Source organism: Rhizobium sp. R693 (assembly GCF_002211315.1).
In the GTDB taxonomy this organism is placed as follows: Bacteria; Pseudomonadota; Alphaproteobacteria; order Rhizobiales; family Rhizobiaceae; genus Rhizobium.
Genome location: NZ_LOKY01000049.1, coordinates 62,164 through 78,963, shown reverse-complemented (window position 1 = coordinate 78,963; position 16,800 = coordinate 62,164). Strand labels below are relative to the sequence as shown.

General features: G+C 60.9%; 15 protein-coding genes. 7 read left to right on the top strand and 8 right to left on the bottom strand.

The genetic code is table 11. The features are described from left to right. Positions 1-115: 115 nt before the first annotated feature. Positions 116-859, bottom strand: a complete 744-nt coding sequence (locus ATY79_RS29410) for an ROK family protein (protein ID WP_245306933.1) — start codon at positions 857-859, stop codon at positions 116-118. Positions 860-1,025: 166 nt separating this feature from the next. Here ATY79_RS29410 and ATY79_RS29405 point away from each other — a divergent pair, with 166 nt between their 5' ends. From ATY79_RS29405 to ATY79_RS29385, 4 genes are all read left to right on the top strand, one after another. Next, positions 1,026-3,434: a glucan 1,4-alpha-glucosidase gene (locus ATY79_RS29405; protein WP_088705733.1), complete on the top strand. Its 2,409-nt coding sequence runs from the start codon at positions 1,026-1,028 to the stop codon at positions 3,432-3,434. 410 nt (positions 3,435-3,844) lie between these two features. Then, a complete protein-coding gene (locus ATY79_RS29395) occupies positions 3,845-4,582 on the top strand; it encodes a response regulator (protein ID WP_088695133.1) in 738 nt (245 codons plus the stop codon). After that, complete coding sequence (locus ATY79_RS29390) at positions 4,582-5,931, top strand: HAMP domain-containing sensor histidine kinase (protein WP_088695134.1); 1,350 nt, start codon at positions 4,582-4,584, stop codon at positions 5,929-5,931. Before ATY79_RS29395 ends, ATY79_RS29390 begins: the two co-directional genes overlap by 1 nt. Before the next feature lie 331 nt (positions 5,932-6,262). Continuing rightward, positions 6,263-7,171: a DUF1003 domain-containing protein gene (locus ATY79_RS29385; RefSeq protein ID WP_088695201.1), complete on the top strand. Its 909-nt coding sequence runs from the start codon at positions 6,263-6,265 to the stop codon at positions 7,169-7,171. Between the two features lie 144 nt (positions 7,172-7,315). Here the strand turns inward: ATY79_RS29385 and ATY79_RS29380 are convergent, their stop codons facing one another. The 5 genes from ATY79_RS29380 to ATY79_RS29360 all read right to left on the bottom strand — a co-directional run bounded on the left by ATY79_RS29380 (position 7,316) and on the right by ATY79_RS29360 (position 12,369). Beyond that, entirely contained in the window at positions 7,316-8,368 is a 1,053-nt protein-coding gene (locus ATY79_RS29380) for an alpha/beta hydrolase (RefSeq protein ID WP_088695135.1), read from the bottom strand. A gap of 215 nt (positions 8,369-8,583) precedes the next feature. Beyond that, positions 8,584-8,802 (bottom strand): hypothetical protein, encoded by a 219-nt coding sequence (locus ATY79_RS29375; protein ID WP_088695136.1) that lies wholly within the window; start codon positions 8,800-8,802, stop codon positions 8,584-8,586. Between the two features lie 244 nt (positions 8,803-9,046). After that, complete coding sequence (gene msrA / locus ATY79_RS29370; protein WP_088705731.1) at positions 9,047-9,778, bottom strand: peptide-methionine (S)-S-oxide reductase MsrA; 732 nt, start codon at positions 9,776-9,778, stop codon at positions 9,047-9,049. Between the two features lie 12 nt (positions 9,779-9,790). Beyond that, positions 9,791-11,557: a cytochrome c biogenesis protein DipZ gene (locus ATY79_RS29365; protein ID WP_088695138.1), complete on the bottom strand. Its 1,767-nt coding sequence runs from the start codon at positions 11,555-11,557 to the stop codon at positions 9,791-9,793. 134 nt (positions 11,558-11,691) lie between these two features. Continuing rightward, entirely contained in the window at positions 11,692-12,369 is a 678-nt protein-coding gene (locus tag ATY79_RS29360) for a type 1 glutamine amidotransferase domain-containing protein (RefSeq protein WP_088695139.1), read from the bottom strand. 230 nt (positions 12,370-12,599) lie between these two features. On the opposite strand from ATY79_RS29360, the gene ATY79_RS29355 reads away from it, so the two are divergent. The 3 genes from ATY79_RS29355 (at position 12,600) to ATY79_RS29345 (ending at position 14,706) form a co-directional block, all read left to right on the top strand. Beyond that, positions 12,600-13,532, top strand: coding sequence for a LysR family transcriptional regulator (locus tag ATY79_RS29355; RefSeq protein ID WP_088695140.1), 933 nt, complete (start codon positions 12,600-12,602; stop codon positions 13,530-13,532). 138 nt (positions 13,533-13,670) lie between these two features. Continuing rightward, entirely contained in the window at positions 13,671-14,384 is a 714-nt protein-coding gene (locus ATY79_RS29350; RefSeq protein WP_088695141.1) for an SDR family oxidoreductase, read from the top strand. An 82-nt stretch (positions 14,385-14,466) separates the two neighbouring features. Next, positions 14,467-14,706 carry a 4-oxalocrotonate tautomerase family protein gene (locus tag ATY79_RS29345; RefSeq protein ID WP_088695202.1) on the top strand — a complete coding sequence of 80 codons (240 nt, stop codon included), beginning with the start codon at positions 14,467-14,469 and terminating at the stop codon, positions 14,704-14,706. A 93-nt stretch (positions 14,707-14,799) separates the two neighbouring features. Here ATY79_RS29345 and fabI read toward each other — a convergent pair whose 3' ends face one another. After that, a complete protein-coding gene (gene fabI / locus ATY79_RS29340; RefSeq protein ID WP_088695142.1) occupies positions 14,800-15,582 on the bottom strand; it encodes an enoyl-ACP reductase FabI in 783 nt (260 codons plus the stop codon). Between the two features lie 42 nt (positions 15,583-15,624). Next, positions 15,625-16,797 (bottom strand): acetate/propionate family kinase, encoded by a 1,173-nt coding sequence (locus tag ATY79_RS29335; RefSeq protein WP_088705730.1) that lies wholly within the window; start codon positions 16,795-16,797, stop codon positions 15,625-15,627. Positions 16,798-16,800: the final 3 nt, after the last annotated feature.

The following is a 16,800-nucleotide window of genomic DNA, read 5'->3' as shown; positions in this document are numbered from 1 at the left end:
ACGGCTTAGACGCTGATCGCTGCGCTCCCTGCAGCTGTTGGTTTCCGATGGTCCCGCTCTTTGGGGAATGGCTCCATATCGGCCTTTGGCGCGATCCGGCCGGAGGCGTTGTCGCTCAAATCCGCAGGCTATCGTCCAGCCAGACACGGAAGCCGCCGCGAAAAGCGTTGTCGTTATTGCCGCGTCGACACTTCGGCGGCAACTCCTTGAGTCGGTCGATATTGCCGCCGCCGATCACGATGTAGTCAGGCAGTAGCGCCGCGCTTAGACGATCCACGACATCGAAGACCGATTTCCGCCATTTGCTTTTGCCCCGCCGCTTCAAACCACGTTCGCCGACATAGTCCTCGAAGGTTGCTTTCCGGTAAGGCATGTGCGCCAGTTCCAGAGGCATGCAGACATTCTCGGCGATCATGGCCGAGCCGAGGCCAGTGCCGAGGCCGAGGAAGAGCATCCGGCCCTTCTCATAGCTGCCGATCGCCTGCATCAGGGCGTCATTGACCATCCGCACCGGCCGGCCGATGGCGACTTCGAAATCGAAATTCTTCCATCCGGGGCCAAGATTGAAGGGATCGGCCGCAGCCCGGTTGCCGACCACAGGGCCGGGGTAACCCACGGTGACGACATCGTAATGCCAGTCGCTGGTAAGATCGCGCAGCGACGCCACCATCTTGGTCGCCGTCATCTGGTCGCCAGATTCGACCGCACGCCGCTCGCTGCCGCTGCTGAGTTCGACCTTCACATGCGACCCACCGACATCGACGGCAAGCACGATACGGTCGGCTGGCGCAGCACCGGCCTCGGGCTTGCCAGAGGTCCGCACCTGCTCCGCCACAGGGCTTCCAGCTATGTCTGTCATCTCTTTCACGCTCCTTTGCCCGATCCGTGCACTCAATCCTTCCCGCGCTGCGTATCGGCGCAAGATCGGTACCGTCTGTCAAGCGCCACGCGCAATGCGGTGTTGCTTGATTTCAACCCAAGGATGGCTCACTGAAGAGGGTGCATACTAAGCGGAGGATCATCACTTGAGCTTTCCGATCTTACCCCCCGGTTCCATAGACCCTCCCGGCGCTCCCGGTATTGAGCCTCGCTGGACATCAAGTGATAAGAGCGCGGTCGGCACCGCTATTGGCCCGGCAAGCCCCGTTTGGTTCACGGCAAGCCACGGCATCCTCAACGAGATCTATGCGCCCCGGCTCGATATGGCCTGCGTGCGTGATTTCGGTTTCATCGTGACGGCCGATGACTACTTTTCCGAGGAGAAGCGCGACGCCGATCATCAGGTGCAGGCGATCGAGGATGGCGTTCCGGCTTTCCGCCTCATCAACACCGCCCGCGATGGTCGCTATCGCATCACCAAGACCATCTTCTCAGATCCCGAGCGGGAGGTCGTGCTGCAGGACGTCCGCTTCGAGGCGTTGATCGGCAACCTTTCCGACTACCAGCTGCATGCTCTCGTAGCGCCGCATCTCGTGAATGGGGGTGCCGACAACACCGCCTGGTGCGCCGATTTCAAGGGCAGACCGATGCTGTTTGCCGAGGGCTCCGGACGAGTGCTCGCGGTTGCCGCCTCTGTACCTTGGCTGGCACGTTCGGCCGGCTATGTAGGCTTTTCCGATGGCTGGCAGACGCTGTCGCGTGGCGAGGGACTGAAAGAAGAGTACAGCTATGCCGCGTCCGGCAACGTTGCGCTATCGGGAACGCTCGACCTGCAGGCTGGCGAAGGGCGGGCACTGGTCGCAATAGGCTTCGGAACGCAGCCGGAAGAGGCTGCATTCCGTGCAATCCTCAGCCTGGAACAGGGTATCGAGCCAGCGCTCAGACGTTATCTGAGCGGCTGGCGGGATTGGCAGGCCGGCCTGCTTGCCCTCGACGAGCCCCATAATCCCACCCAGTTGAACCGATATCGTGTCAGTACCAGCGTGCTTGCCACCCACTGCGACGATGCTTCCGGCGCCATCATCGCCAGCCTTTCCATCCCGTGGGGCTTCAACAAGAGCGACGACGACCTCGGTGGCTATCATCTGGTCTGGACCCGCGATCTGGTGGAAACGGCAGGCGGATTGCTCGCCGCAGGCGCCAAGGCCGATGCGCGTTCGGTGCTCGATTATCTTTCGGCGATCCAGGAAGCGGACGGCCATTGGGTGCAAAACGCCTGGCTCGATGGTCGGCCCTACTGGCACGGCATCCAGATGGACGAGACGGCCTTTCCCATCCTGCTTTACGACATGCTTTTGCGTGCCGGCGTGATCGGTCTCTCGGAGACCGGCCGATATCTGCCGATGATCGAGGCCGCCGCGGCCTATATCGTCACGAATGGGCCAGCCACCCAGCAGGATCGCTGGGAAGAGGACGCGGGCTACTCGCCCTTCACGCTCGCCGTCGAGATCGCCGGGTTGCTTGCCGCGGCTGATGCGACGGAAGCGGCCGGGCGGTTGTCTGCTGCGCAATATCTGCGGGAGGTGGCTGATGGCTGGAACGAGAGCATCGAAGAGTGGACCTACGCCACCGATACGGAGTTGTCGCGCCGTCTTGGCATCGACGGTTACTATGTTCGCATTGCCACGGCGACGGACGGCGCGTCTTCGCTCGGTCGAGACTTCATCCCGATCCGCAACCGCGACGATGGCGGCGCCGTGCTCGAGGCGGACCTTCTCCTTAGCCCCGACGCGCTCGCCCTGGTACGGTTCGGTCTCCGGGCCGCCGACGACCCCCGCATCCTAGGCACGATCGCAGCGATTGACGCCGAGCTGCGCCGTGACCTGCCGACCGGATCTTACTGGTACCGGTACAATGAAGACGGCTACGGCGAACGGATCGGTGGCGCCCCGTTCGCCGGCCGCGGTGTCGGGAGGCTTTGGCCACTTTTGACCGGTGAGCGCGCCCACTACGAACTCGCCGCCGGACGACGGGACGAGGCGCAACGCCTGCTGGCAGCGCTGGAGGCCTCGGCTAGCGGTGGCGGGCTCCTGCCGGAGCAGATCTGGGATAGCGATGACGTGCCGGAACGCGAGCTCTTCCTCGGTCGTCCTTCCGGCAGTGCCATGCCCCTGGTCTGGGCTCATGCGGAACATATAAAGCTGCTGCGCTCGATCCGCGACGGCGTAATCTTCGACATGCCGCCGCAGACCTTTGCTCGCTATGTCGCGGCAAAGCCTGCGCCAGCGCCTTTCTCGTGGCGGCCAAACGCCAAGCGCATCCATATGGCGCCCGGCCGTGCCCTGCGCATCGAATTGCCTGAGCCCGCCCTGATACACTGGTCCACCGACGGTTGGGCAACTGCCACCGACAGCCATGCCCGCGATACCGGCTTTGGCACCTACGTCTGCGACCTGCCGACGAAGGCGCTCGGTCCCGGCGCCATCGTCTTTACGGTTTTCTGGACGGATTCGCAGCGGTGGGAAGGTGCGGATTTCAAGATTGACGTGGTTTGAACCCCTCCCCGAAAGCACATCGCTTGTCTGGAAAATCACGCTCGGTGTCCAAATCCTCGGACCTGCCCAACCGGCGCAAAACAAGTTTACCCGCGATTTGCGAGCCGCCTCGGTCGCAAAAGGCTCGGCGGACCTTCTGTCGTTGTGGGCAGGAACTGGAGAAGGTGAGCTTTGGCGGTGCTCGACCTCCGAACTGATCGACACCCTGTTTGCTGGATAGCTACCGACCAACCGCCGTCGCGCCGACTTGAGCGATTTCCATGACTTTTCAAAAGAATTCAAGGTACAGAGATTGTATCGCAATGTGTCCAACGAGCCGCAGGATACAGCGAGATGCACGCCTGAATGCCGCAAACATATGCCGGATACATCAAGGGCGTCGGTAGCAGTGCAATAATGGAGATCACGCGATGGAACATATCGACCACATCCTGATTGTCGATGACGATCGCGAAATAAGGGAGCTCGTATCGAGCTACCTGAAAAAGAATGGCCTGCGCGTCACCGCCGTTCCGGACGGGCGGCATATGCGCTCCTTTCTCGAAGCGAACTCGGTTGATCTAATCATCCTTGACGTCATGATGCCCGGCGACGACGGCCTCGTTCTTAGCCGCGAGTTGCGTGCCGGCCGACACAAGGCCATACCCATCGTCATGCTGACGGCCCGCACCGACGAGATGGATCGCATTATCGGTCTCGAGATGGGTGCGGACGACTACCTCGCCAAACCGTTTTCGGCACGCGAATTGTTGGCCCGCATCAAAGCTGTCCTTCGGCGTACCCGTATGCTGCCACCCAATCTGCAGGTGTCGGAGGCCGGTCAGTTGCTGAGCTTCGGCAAGTGGAAACTGGACACCACGGCACGCCACCTTATCGATTCCGACGGGACGGTGATCGCCCTTAGCGGCGCCGAATATCGCCTGCTGCGCGTCTTCATCGACCACCCCCAGCGCGTTCTCAACCGCGACCAGCTTCTCAACCTGACGCAGGGCCGCGACGCCGAGCTTTTCGATCGGTCGATCGACCTTCTGGTCAGCCGTGTCCGCCAGCGTCTCGGAGACGACGCCCGAGAGCCGATCTATATCAAGACCGTCCGCAGCGAGGGTTATGTCTTTTCAATGCCGATCGAGATCACCGAGGCCCGCTGATGGCGACGCACGCCCTGCTGAATGGATTTCGCCTGTGGCCACGCACCCTCGGAGCGCGGCTATTTCTTATTCTGCTTGCCGGTCTGGCGATTGCGCATGCCATGTCGTTCACAGTGCTGTTTTTCGAGCGCTACACGGCTGCAAAGTCGATGATGTTCAACACCCTCGAAAACGATGTTTCGACCTCGATCGCCATCCTCGATCGGCTCCCACCGGACGAGCGCGCGGATTGGCTCGATCGTCTTGATCGGGGAAGCTACAGATTTGTTCTTGGGCCGGGCCTGCCGGGAACGCCGGCGCTCGACGCGCGCGGCACCGAAATTGCCTCCAAGGTGAGGACGGCGATCGGGTCCAAATATCCGATCACGGTCGAAACAATCCCGGGTCCGAACTTTCGCCTCCAGGCGCATCTTGCTCTCAGCGACGGCACGCCGTTGACGATAGACGTCAACCCGGCCGGCGTCATGCCTCTCGCCGACTGGCTGCCCTATGTACTCGTCGCACAACTGGCTCTGCTGGTGCTCTGCAGCTGGTTTGCCGTGCGTCAGGCCATTCGCCCTCTGGTCAACCTGGCGAAAGCGGCAGACACGCTCGATCCGAACGTGAAGGCCCCTCGCCTCAGTGAGACAGGGCCAAGCGAAGTCGCCTACGCCGCAGCCGCCTTCAACGCAATGCGCGAGCGCATCGCCCAATATCTCGAGGAGCGCGTACAGATACTCGCGGCCATATCGCATGATTTGCAAACGCCGATTACGCGTATGAAGCTCAGGGCTGAGATGGCCGAGGATTTCGGCGATCGAGATAAGTTGATGCAGGATCTCAGCGAGATCGAACGGCTCGTCAAGGAAGGTGTCGCCTATGCGCGCAGCGCCCATGGCAACGTCGAGAAAGCGTCGCGCATCGACCTTTCGTCCTTCATCGAGAGCCTTGTCTACGATTATCAGGACACCGGCAAGGATGTTGCAATAACGCAGATAAGCAGCGGCGCGATCATGACGCGCCCGCACGCCTTAAGGCGCGTCCTCACGAATCTCATCGACAACGCGCTGAAGTTCGGCGGCAGCGCCGAGATCCAGGTACAGCGTGGCGCTGACGAGGCCATCGTCGTCAGGGTGATGGATCGTGGGCCCGGTATCCCCGATGACCAGTTGGAAGCCGTCCTCAAACCCTTCTTCCGCCTTGAGCAGTCGCGTAGTCGCGACACCGGCGGAACCGGCCTTGGGTTGGCTATCGCCGTGCAGCTTGCCGCTGCAATCGGCGGGTCGCTGACGCTGCGCAACCGGGACGGTGGCGGCCTCGTGGCCGAGATAACCATCACTCACTATGGACAAAAGAGCGGCAGCCCTTGACAGCTGCCGCTGAAAAACGGTCATGCGAGTATCAAAGGGAGTCCCGCCAAGGCACGTCGAGGCTATTCCAATGGCGGTGATGGGGCCGATTGCTGCCATTGGTGGCATCCGCTACTCGTAACGCCGTTGTGGCGCCATTCCTGCCAGTGCCGAGGGACCGAAAATATGGCAAAAGAACATCCGCCTACGTCTCTAAAGCAGGCTGCGGCGGGTCTCTTGGGACCCCTGCGAGAGCAGCCATCAAGCCCCTAAGTTTGCGGGGGAGATCAATGTCACAATCCTGTTCGAATTGATGGCTAGACGGGCGAAAATCGGGAACGAGGATCAGCAGATGGCAGAAGAGAAGCCCTTGGACTTCGCAGGAGAAATCGTCGACTTCGACGCCGGCCACGGAGAGGCCGCCACCGTCGAGATGGATGACTACACCAAGAGCCTCGCTCAGGCCAAGGCAAAGTCAGTCAAGCTGGTGGACGCGATCACGGGTGCCACATTGAAGAAAAAGGAGGCCATCCATTTTGACGATATGCGCCCCTCGCTCGCGGATTTCATGCGGCAGAAGCACCCTGGCCTCCGTTCGGACGACTACATCAGCCGCAAGGTGGTCGATGACTATCGCGGCCAGTACATTGCCGAGCTTCTGCGCGACGAACGAGGCGAACTCTCCAACCTGGAGGACGAAGTCGTCGAGAGCCTGAAGAGCCACGACACGCTCGCCGAAAACATCGAAGAGGACTACGAGGAACACCGTTCGATTGGCGACCGCGTCGCCGATGTCGTCGCAACCTTCGGCGGAAGCTGGACCTTTATCATCTCCTTCTGCTTGTTCCTTGCCGTCTGGATGGGAATCAATCTGATGCTCGGCGACAAGGCTGCCTTCGACGTCTATCCCTTCATCCTGCTGAACCTTATCCTTTCGACCATTGCAGCGCTGCAGGCGCCAATCATCATGATGAGCCAGCGCCGCCAGGAATCAAAGGATCGGTTGCGGGCGCTCAACGACTATAAGGTCAATCTGAAGGCCGAGTTGGAAATCCGCCACCTCCATGAAAAGGTCGATCATCTGTTGAACCGGCAGTGGGAACGACTGACCGAAATCCAGCAGATCCAGATTGAAATGATGCTGGAACAGGCCAAGGCCGCCAATCGCGCGCTGAAGATGAGCAAGGCGCAGAAGACCAAAACCAATGCGCTCAAGAACCTCTTTAGCACCACGCCCAAGGCGGAAGAGAGCGACGAATAGGTAGAATAGCCGCTCCGACCGGGACGGTTAATCCAGCATGCTGGGTGGCACATATCGAACATATGAATGAGCCGCCCATGAATGGCTTGAACCAACTCGCCGAAAGCCGCGGTTGGTACCGCTGCGCTGCCGCCGGGAAGCCGATCAGAATCGATCGACGTCGATCACTGCGTGCGCAAAGGCTTGCGGTGCCTCTTGCGGCAGGTTGTGACCAATGCCGCCGGTGATCAGCCGGTGCTCGTACTTGCCCGAGAACTTCTTGGCATAGGCCGCCGGCTGCGGATGAGGCGCGCCATTCGCATCGCCTTCCAGGGTGATCGTCGGCACACCGATAACCGGGAACTTGGCCAGCCGCGCTTCGAACTCATCATACCTGCGCTCGCCCTCGGCCGCGCTGATCCGCCAACGGTAGTTGTGGATGGTGATGTCGACGTGATCTGGATTTTCAAGCGCGGCGGCACTGCGGTTGAAGGTCGCATCGTCGAAATTCCATTTCGGTGACGCAAGCTGCCAGATCAGCCTGGCGAACTCGCTCCGGTATTGTTGATAGCCTTCGCGCCCACGTTCGGTGGCAAAGTAGAACTGATACCACCACGCGAGCTCTGCCTTCGGCGGCAACGGCGCCTTGTTGGCTTGCTGGCTGCCGATAAGATAGCCGCTGACGGAAACCAGCGCCTTGCAACGCTCAGCCCAAAGAGCCGCGATAATGTCGGCGGTCCGGGCTCCCCAATCACAACCGGCAATCAGCGCCTTTTCGATCTTCAGCGCATCCATGAGCGCGATGATATCAGCAGCGATTGCGGCCTGTTGACCGTTGCGCATCGTCTGGTCGGAGAGGAAACGCGTCGTGCCGTAGCCACGCAGATAGGGCACGATGACGCGATAGCCGGCTGTGGCGAGCAGCGGTGCAACATCGACATAGGTATGGATGTCATAGGGCCAGCCGTGCAGGAGAATGACCGGAGGCGCGTCGCTCGCTCCAAGTTCGGCATAGCCAACGTTCAGCAGACCGGCATCGATCTGCTTGATTGTGCCGAACGACGTGTTGGTGCCTGGCGCGATGGTGGGAATGCGGGCGGCGCCCGGTGTCGCCGCCTGCGCAACGCTCGTCCCGATGACGCCCAGTTGCGCGGCAGCGACAGTCAGGGCCGCCACGCCCATGAACCGCCGCCTCTGTTGATTGATTTCCTCTGCCATCGATGTTCTCCCGATTGCGTTAAAGACATTCATAGAAGCCGGCAGGCGTGTGTACCCAATGTGTGCCCGATGGCGGGAATTGCATGCAGGTGTAGGGATCAGGTGGAGAGATACATTGGCATACATTCGGCGATAATTGAGCGACCTGAGCTGAGTGTTCGGCTCAGCGACACTCAGGTTCGGGGAACCGGACCAATGTTGGCAAACGCGGGAATCTAGCGCAGTCCGCCGACGACCGCTGCGAATACGTTGTTGGACGACGTCGCCACGAAGGAGGCCTTCGCAATCGGCGCGGGCTCCTTCGAGCCAGCATCCGGCGATGACAACGGTAGGAACAGTGCCGCGATCGGTGGCGGCTCATCCGGAGCACTATCCCAGGCGCATGGCGCAGCGGCCAACGCGAGCATTGCGAAGGTGGTGACTAGAATGCGCATTGCTTTCTCCTCAATTGCTTGGCCCGTTTAGACCAATCCGGAACTCGGATCCCTCCAGGGGAGCGGTAAAATTCAGCGTGACGGCTGCGCGTGTCTCGAATGTGTTCGGATGCATCAAGACCGTATCGCGGTGTAGGCGCGGATTGAGCCGGTTCGACCGACCCCGATCCGGAATCATATCGACCCTCCACTGCCGCAGGCGATACATCCGCCCGCGGCATCGCTATGACCAAGGTCAACCTGCCTAGTCCGCGACGAGCACTGGTCGCTCCCGATACTGCGCCGAGAAAAGCTGCTTCAGAGCTTCGATTTTCGGCTGCTCGTAAATGTAGACATAGGGTTGGCTGGGATTGTTGTAGACGTAGTCCTGATGATAGGCCTCCGCGCGATAGAACGTCTTCCCGACTTCGATCGAAGTCACAATCGGGCGATTAAACGCGTGTTCCTTGCCGAGTTGCGCGATGTAGTCGGAGGCGACCTTTGCCTGCTCGTCGTTCAGTGGAAAGATCGCCGAGCGGTACTGCATCCCGACATCGGGCCCTTGCTGATCCATCTGCGTCGGGTCGTGAACCACAGAGAAAAAGATCTGCAACAACTGGGCGTAGGTGACTTGCTGCGGATTGAAGACGACCTCCACCGCTTCGGCATGACCGGTCTGTCCGGTCTCGGTCATCTCGTAGGTCGCAGTCGCAGCACTCCCGCCGGCATACCCAGCCGTGGCGCTCACGACGCCGACAAGGTGCTGAAGCACCCCTTGGACGCCCCAGAAGCAGCCGCCAGCGAGCACCAGCGACTGCGTTCCCGGCGTTGCGGCCACGTCATGCAGGGCTAGAGGAACGCGCCTGGCCTCCTCAGATTTCGGTCCGCCGTTCAATTTCAGCGCAAGGCCGCTGCCACCCATCACCGCCAGAACCACAAGGCCGAGGCGTGCGAAGGTACCGACAGAGGTCGAAGAGTTTTCCCGTCGATTTTTCATTGTTCTGTCCTTTCATCCGAAAGTGAAGACGAATGCTTCGACACCAGGATCGAAGAAGCGGATCTCGAACGTCCGTTCCCGCACGTCTCCCGACTGGCGCACCAATTGATGGAGCCGGGTTTCCGAAACAGTGCCGTTGCCTTCGGCGTCAATATCCGAACCGTGGTCCGCGCCTGGCGCTGCGCCGTCCACCTTCACCTGAAAGCGGATCTTCCTGCCGTCCGTGCCGGGTCCAAGCACGAGATGCAGATCCCGCGCGCTGAACCGGTAGGTGATGCCTCCGCCGGCCTGATCCAGCGAGGCCTGCTCACCGCCGACGGTCCACTTGCCTGTCAAACCCCATTCGTTGAGATTAGGTTTTCCCACCGTGTAATCACGCGCGACATCTGCTCCCACACCTTCCGGCGAAATGAAGTTGGCGGCGCGGAGGTAGCCGATATAGGATTCACCGGACTGCAACTGCGCGAGGTCGGGCGCCGCCTCGGCGCCCTTGGCGTCCGGCGTGACGGTGGCCGCGTCGGCCTTCCTGCTGCCCGCGGCTTCCGCCAGCAGATCCTGGATCACCCGTTCGGATTGTCCGTAGTCTCCCTCGCCGAACTGGGTGTGACGGATCTGGCCCTCGGCATCGATGAAGTAGTGGGCAGGCCAGTAGTTGTTGCCGAATGACCGCCAGATCTTGAAATCGTTGTCGATCGCGACGGGATAGCCGATCTGAAACTTGTCAATCGCCTGACGGACATTGTCGATCCGCTTCTCGAAGGCAAATTCCGGCGAATGGACGCCGATCACGACGAGGCCCTGATCCCGATATTTTTCGGCCCAGGCCCGCACGTAGGGGATTGTCCGAATGCAGTTGATGCAGGAGTAGGTCCAGAAATCGACCAGAACGACCTTGCCGCGCAATTCCTCGGCCGTGAGCGGCTTCGAATTCAGCCATTCCACCGCACCGTCAAGCGACACGAAGCGACCAAGCACCGGCAAATCGCTCTGGTATCCCTTACGCGCATCGTTCGCGGCAAGCTGCATCGCATTGCCGGTCGGCTTACCGGCGACATCGCTTGCGTCATGCAGCCTATCGAGCAGCGACTGCTCGATGCGGGTGCTGCTCGCATAGGAGATGCGCGACAACAAACCAGTATCCAGTCCAAGAGCAATTGCCGCAACGCCGGCCAACACGGCGATGCCGAGCGCCTGCCGCAGATGCTCACTAACCCCGAGCGATCGCTTCATCGCGGCAAACACCTTTCCCCCGGCAAGAACAGCCATTGAAAGCGAGGTAGCTGCACCTGCGGCGTAGACCGTCAGGAGGAGCGTCGTCTGCACGTTCGCCCCCCGCAGCGCGGCACCGGTCAGGACAAGCCCGAGGATCGGGCCGGCACAAGGTGCCCAGAGAAGACCGGTCGCGACACCGAGAAGGAAGGAGGTGCCGGCACTCCCCTTCTTGCCGCTCGCCCGCTGAGAGAGGCGGCTGCCCAGTGCGACGGCCGGCCGCGTTGCCACCGCCGCGATGCGCGGTGAAAGCAGCGTCACGCCGAAGCCTGCGATCAACGCAATGGCGGCATATCGGCCGATTTCGTTGGCGTGCACGGCCCAGCTTCCACCGACCGCGGAAAGCGTTGCGACACCGGCGAAGGTCACGATCATGCCTGATAGCATCGGCAGGATGCTTCTTGTAAACGGTTGACCTGCCCGTGACAGGGCGAATGGCAGGACCGGAAGAATGCAGGGGCTGACGATGGTCAGCGCCCCTGCAAGATAGGCGATGAGAAATAGGATCATTTTCGTACCCTGCAGTTGACCGGTGCTTACGCACTGGTCGTTGACGGTGGCTGCAGGGGATCAGTCCGAAGTATCCTGGATATGTCGTGTTCCACCCGATTTGTATCAGAATGCACGCAACCTCAGCCGCTGGCTCAAGAGTTCAGGAGCTTCAGCAGTTTCTTGGCAGCCGAGCCGGATGACGCTGGGTTCTGCCCCGTTATCAGCCGTCCGTCGACAATTGTAAAATCGATCCAATCGCCGGCCTTCTCATAGTGTCCACCTAGACGCTTCAACTCATCCTCGACGAGAAAGGGCACGACCTCGGTGAGATGGACAGCCTCCTCCTCGCTGTTCGCAAAGCCGGTGACACGCTTGCCCTTGACGAGCGGCTGCCCCTGGTAGGTTACCTTTTTTAGGACCCCGGGAGCATGACAAACCAAGGCGATCGGCTTGCCCGCATTGTAGAAGCTTTCGATCAGGGCGATTGAGTTCCTATCGTTGACGAGGTCCCACATCGGACCGTGGCCACCGGGATAGAAGACGGTGTCGAAACCTTCCGCCTTGACGTCGCTGAGTTTTGCCGTGTTTGCCAGTTCCTTTTGCGCGGCAGGATCGCCCTTGAAACGCGCCATCGCCTCCGACTGGTTGGCCGGCTCGTCGCTCTTGGGATCGATCGGCGGCTGCCCACCCTTCGGCGACGCCAAGATGATCTCGGCGCCCGCATCCTTGAACACATAGTAGGGCGCAGCAAACTCCTCGAGCCAGAAGCCGGTTGGCCTGCCGGTATTCCCGAGTTGATCATGCGACGTCAAAACCATCAGAATCTTCATCGTCAATCTCCCTTTGTTGAGCGAACGCAAGACGCGGTTTGGCCGGTCACTCTCGTATCCCGCGAGCACTTCACCCGCTGGGCTTGTCATCGACCCCCGAACAGGTGCCGGCTTACCGAACAGATAGAGCGGCGGCGCAACCTGTCCTGCCCCACCTCCCGGTATTTACTTCCTGCCGATTTCGGGTGAATACTCGCCGCCGGACAATCACTATTCCGCGAGGCGGCACAATGGATCGCATCGACGCAATGAAGGTGTTTGTGACGGCGATTGACGAGGGCAGTCTCGCCGGAGCAGCCCGCAATCTCAAACGATCGCCGACGGCAGTCAGTCGCGCCCTGAGCTTCCTGGAGGCGCATGTCGGTGTCGAATTACTACACCGGACGACCCGGACGCTGAAGCTGAGCGAGGCAGGTCAACGCTATGCGGCAGCCTGTCGGCGCGTGCTGGTCGATCTTGAGGAAGCCGACATGCTGGCGGGTGGCGAGCGGGCGGCACCGCGCGGAACCCTGACCATTTCGGCGCCGCCGATTCTTGGAGAAGAAGTGCTGCGCCCGATACTGGACGACTTCCTTGACCTTCACCCGACGGTTTCTGTCCGGTTTCTGATGCTGGACCGGTTCGTCAATCTCGTCGACGAGGGCGTCGACCTCGCAGTGCGTATCGGCCACCTGTCGGACTCCTCGCATGTCTCCACCCGTCTCGGTGGCGACGTGCGACGCGTCGTGGTCGCCTCTCCTCGCTATCTCGCCGACCATCCGCGCATCAACGAACCCGCAGACCTGGCGAAGCACCAGATCGTCGCGTTCAGTAATTTCGGCTTGGATTCCTGGAGCTTCACGCCGACGAAAGGTTCCTCTATCCCGCGCACGGTTCACTTCGCGCCGCGGTGCATCGTCAATAGCGTTCGTGCCGCCGCCGCTTCCGCTGCTGCTGGCGGCGGCCTGACGAGGCTCTATTCCTACCATGTCGCATCTTATGTGCGCGACGGACGGTTGAAGATCGTCCTCGCCGACGCCGAATACCCACCGCTGCCCGTGCATCTGCTTGCGCCGCATGGCCGCATGTCGGTGCCGAAAGTTCGCGCCTTCGTGGATTTCGCAACGCCTCGCCTACGCTCTGAATTCGCGCAAATGGCGGCAGCTGCAGGCACTCTCGCCTGATTATGCCGAAATTCGGTTGATTGTCGTCCAATCATCGACAATTCTCCCAGATACAGAACGGATCTAAATCAATTGCACCAACGCCGAGGGCGTAGGGCGGCCCAATGCAACGGCCGCGGCAATTGGAAGGATCACATCATGAGCATGCAACAGAAGGTCGCCATTATAACAGGCGCATCGCAAGGCATCGGCGCAGAATTGGTGCGGGCCTACCGCGACCGGAACTATCACGTCGTCGCCACCTCCCGGTCGATCGAGCCCAGTTCGGACAGCGGCATCCTCGCCGTCCCCGGCGATATCAGCAAGACCGAAACTGCCGAGCGCGTTGTCCGCGAGGCGCTTCATCGCTTCGGCCGTATCGACACACTGGTGAACAATGCCGGCGTTTTCCTGGCCAAGCCGTTCGTCGAAATGACCCAGGAAGACTACGACCATAACCTCGGTGTCAATGTGGCCGGCTTCTTCCACATCACCCAGCGCGTCGCCGCGGAGATGGTGAAACAGGGTTCGGGCCACATCATCAACATCACCACCAGCCTCGTCGACCAGCCGATCGCTGGCGTGCCCTCCGTGCTTGCTTCCCTGACCAAGGGGGGTCTGAACGCGGCCACCCGGTCGCTGGCGATGGAGTTCTCGAAGAGCGGCGTTCGTGTGAACGCGGTCTCTCCAGGGATTATCAAGACACCGATGCATCCGGTCGAAAGGCATTCGGCACTCGCCGGGCTAAATCCGGTCGGCCGCATGGGCGACATTCGCGACGTCGTCGACGCCGTCCTCTATCTCGAGACCGCGGGCTTCATCACCGGCGAGATCCTGCATGTCGACGGCGGCGCGAACGCCGGCCGCTGGTAGCCAGCACACCACGGAGCAGCTGCGCTGCAGCAGCGCGGCTGCCGTCAAAGACGCAAACAATTCTCTTTCATTGGAGACTACAATGCCTATCGTCACTGTACAGGTTACCCGCGAGGGAAGCACACCCGACCGCAATTCGGTAACGGCCGAGGAAAAGGCCGCGATCATCAAGGGCGTCAGCCAAGTGCTGCTCGACGTCCTCAACAAGCCGCTTGAATCCACCTATGTCGTCATCGAAGAAGTCGATCTCGACAATTGGGGCTGGGGCGGTCTGCCCACTGTGCAATACCGCAAACAGCGCGCCGCCGCAGCCAATTCCTGACGCTGCCGAACGCCCGTGCCGGACCCGTCGCCACATAGGCGGCGGGTCTTGGGGCTTGTGCATTGCCTTGAAGAGCAACCCGCACGCATCGCATCAGTCAATGATGTGATAGCCGCCGTCGATGTAGATCGTATCGCCCGTCATCAATCTCGCCGCGTCATGAGCCAGGAAAGCAGTCGCCATACCAACGTCATCGATGGAGACGAGGCTGCGAGTCGGGGCGGTTTCCTGCGCCTTGCTCAGGAGTTCGTCGAATTCCGGGATGCCGGACGCCGCACGCGTCGCCAGCGGGCCAGGTGAGATGGCGTGAACGCGTATGCCCTTAGGCCCAAGTTCGGCGGCAATATAGCGAACGGCGCTTTCGAGAGCCGCCTTGGCGACACCCATCACATTGTAGTTCTTCACCACCATCTGGCTGCCGTAGTAGGTCATCGTGAACAGCGTGCCGCCGCGTTTCATCAGCGGTTCGGCGAGATGGGCCATGCGGATGAACGACCAGCAGGAGACGTCCATCGTCTTCAGGAAGCCGTCATGCGGCACATCGACGACACGTCCCTGCAGCGTATCTTTGGGTGAGAAGGCGATTGAATGCACAACGAAATCGAGTTCGCCCCATTGCTCCGTAATACGATCGAAAACGGCCTCGAGCTGTCCCGGTACTGCGACGTCCAGCGGCATGAAGATCGACGCTTCGAGCGCCTCGGCCAACGGCTCGACATAGGGCTTGGCCTTGTCGTTGAGATAGGTCACCGCGAGCTCCGCGCCCAAGGCGCGAAACGCTCTGGCACAGCCCCACGCGATCGACTGATCGTTCGCGATGCCGACCACCAGTCCGCGTTTTCCTTCGAGAAGCTTGGCTTTTACCTCGGGAATCATGTCAGCCCTCTCTTCAGCCCTAAAACTTGCACGTGGCGCGACCTATGCTGCGATAAGCGCGAGCGTATGCCGCGCGATCATCAGTTCCTCGTCTGTCGGCACAACATAGATGGCGACCTTGCTGTCGTCGCTGGAGACAAGCAAATCACCGGCGTCGTTCCGCGCCGGATCGAGGAAGGCGCCAAGCCATTCCAGCTTCATTGCAATCCGTGCACGCATCACCGGCGAATTTTCCCCGACGCCAGCGGTAAAAACGAAGGCGTCCAGCCCGCCGAGCACAGCCGCCAATGCACCAGCATTGAGGCCGATGCGATGGACGAAATGGTCAAGCGCGAGCCTCGCGCTGGCCTCGTCGCTGGCAAGCAGGTCGCGCACGTCGTTGCTGATGCCGGAAAGCCCCTTGAGGCCTGACTCCTTGTAGAGGAGGTCCTGCAGTTGTGGTGCCGTCATGCCATGCTGCTGGAGGAGGTATAGCAGCACACCGGGATCGATCTGGCCGCATCGCGTGCCCATCGGCAGGCCGTCGAGCGCGGTAAAGCCGAGGGTACTCTCGACGCTCACGCCCTGATGCAACGCGCACATCGATGCACCGCTCCCAAGATGCGCAACGACAACCCGTCCCTTGCCGACAGCGGGCGCGATCTCAGTCAACCTTCCGGCCACATATTCATAGGACAGGCCGTGAAAGCCATAGCGGCGGACGCCCTCCTCGAAATAACGTTGGGGAATCGCATAGTGGTCCGTCATCGGGTCATGGCCGCGATGAAAGGCCGTGTCGAAGCACGCTATTTGCGGAAGCTCTGGCTGGCGTTCCAGCAGCACACGGATCGGCGCGAGATTGTTCGGCTGGTGCAAAGGCGCCAGCGGCGCGTACTGCTCAAGTTCGCGAAGCAACTCCGTATCGATGCGCGCCGGACGTGAATGGTTGGGGCCGCCGTGGACAACACGGTGACCGACGGCAATCAGCCGCCCCTCCTGCCTCTGCCGCAGCCATTCTCCGACCAGACGCATCGCCGCCGGCAGGTTGGGAACAGCTTCGAGCGGATAATTTTCGTTCGCCAGTCGCTCGCCGCCGGCGCTCTTGATGGCGAGGTGCGGCGCGGTTCCGATCCCTTCCATCTGTCCCTTAATCAGCCGTACCAGCGAATTTGCGACCGAAAACACTTCGAACTTCAGGCTCGATGAACCGGCATTCACGACGAGGATGGTATCCATGGC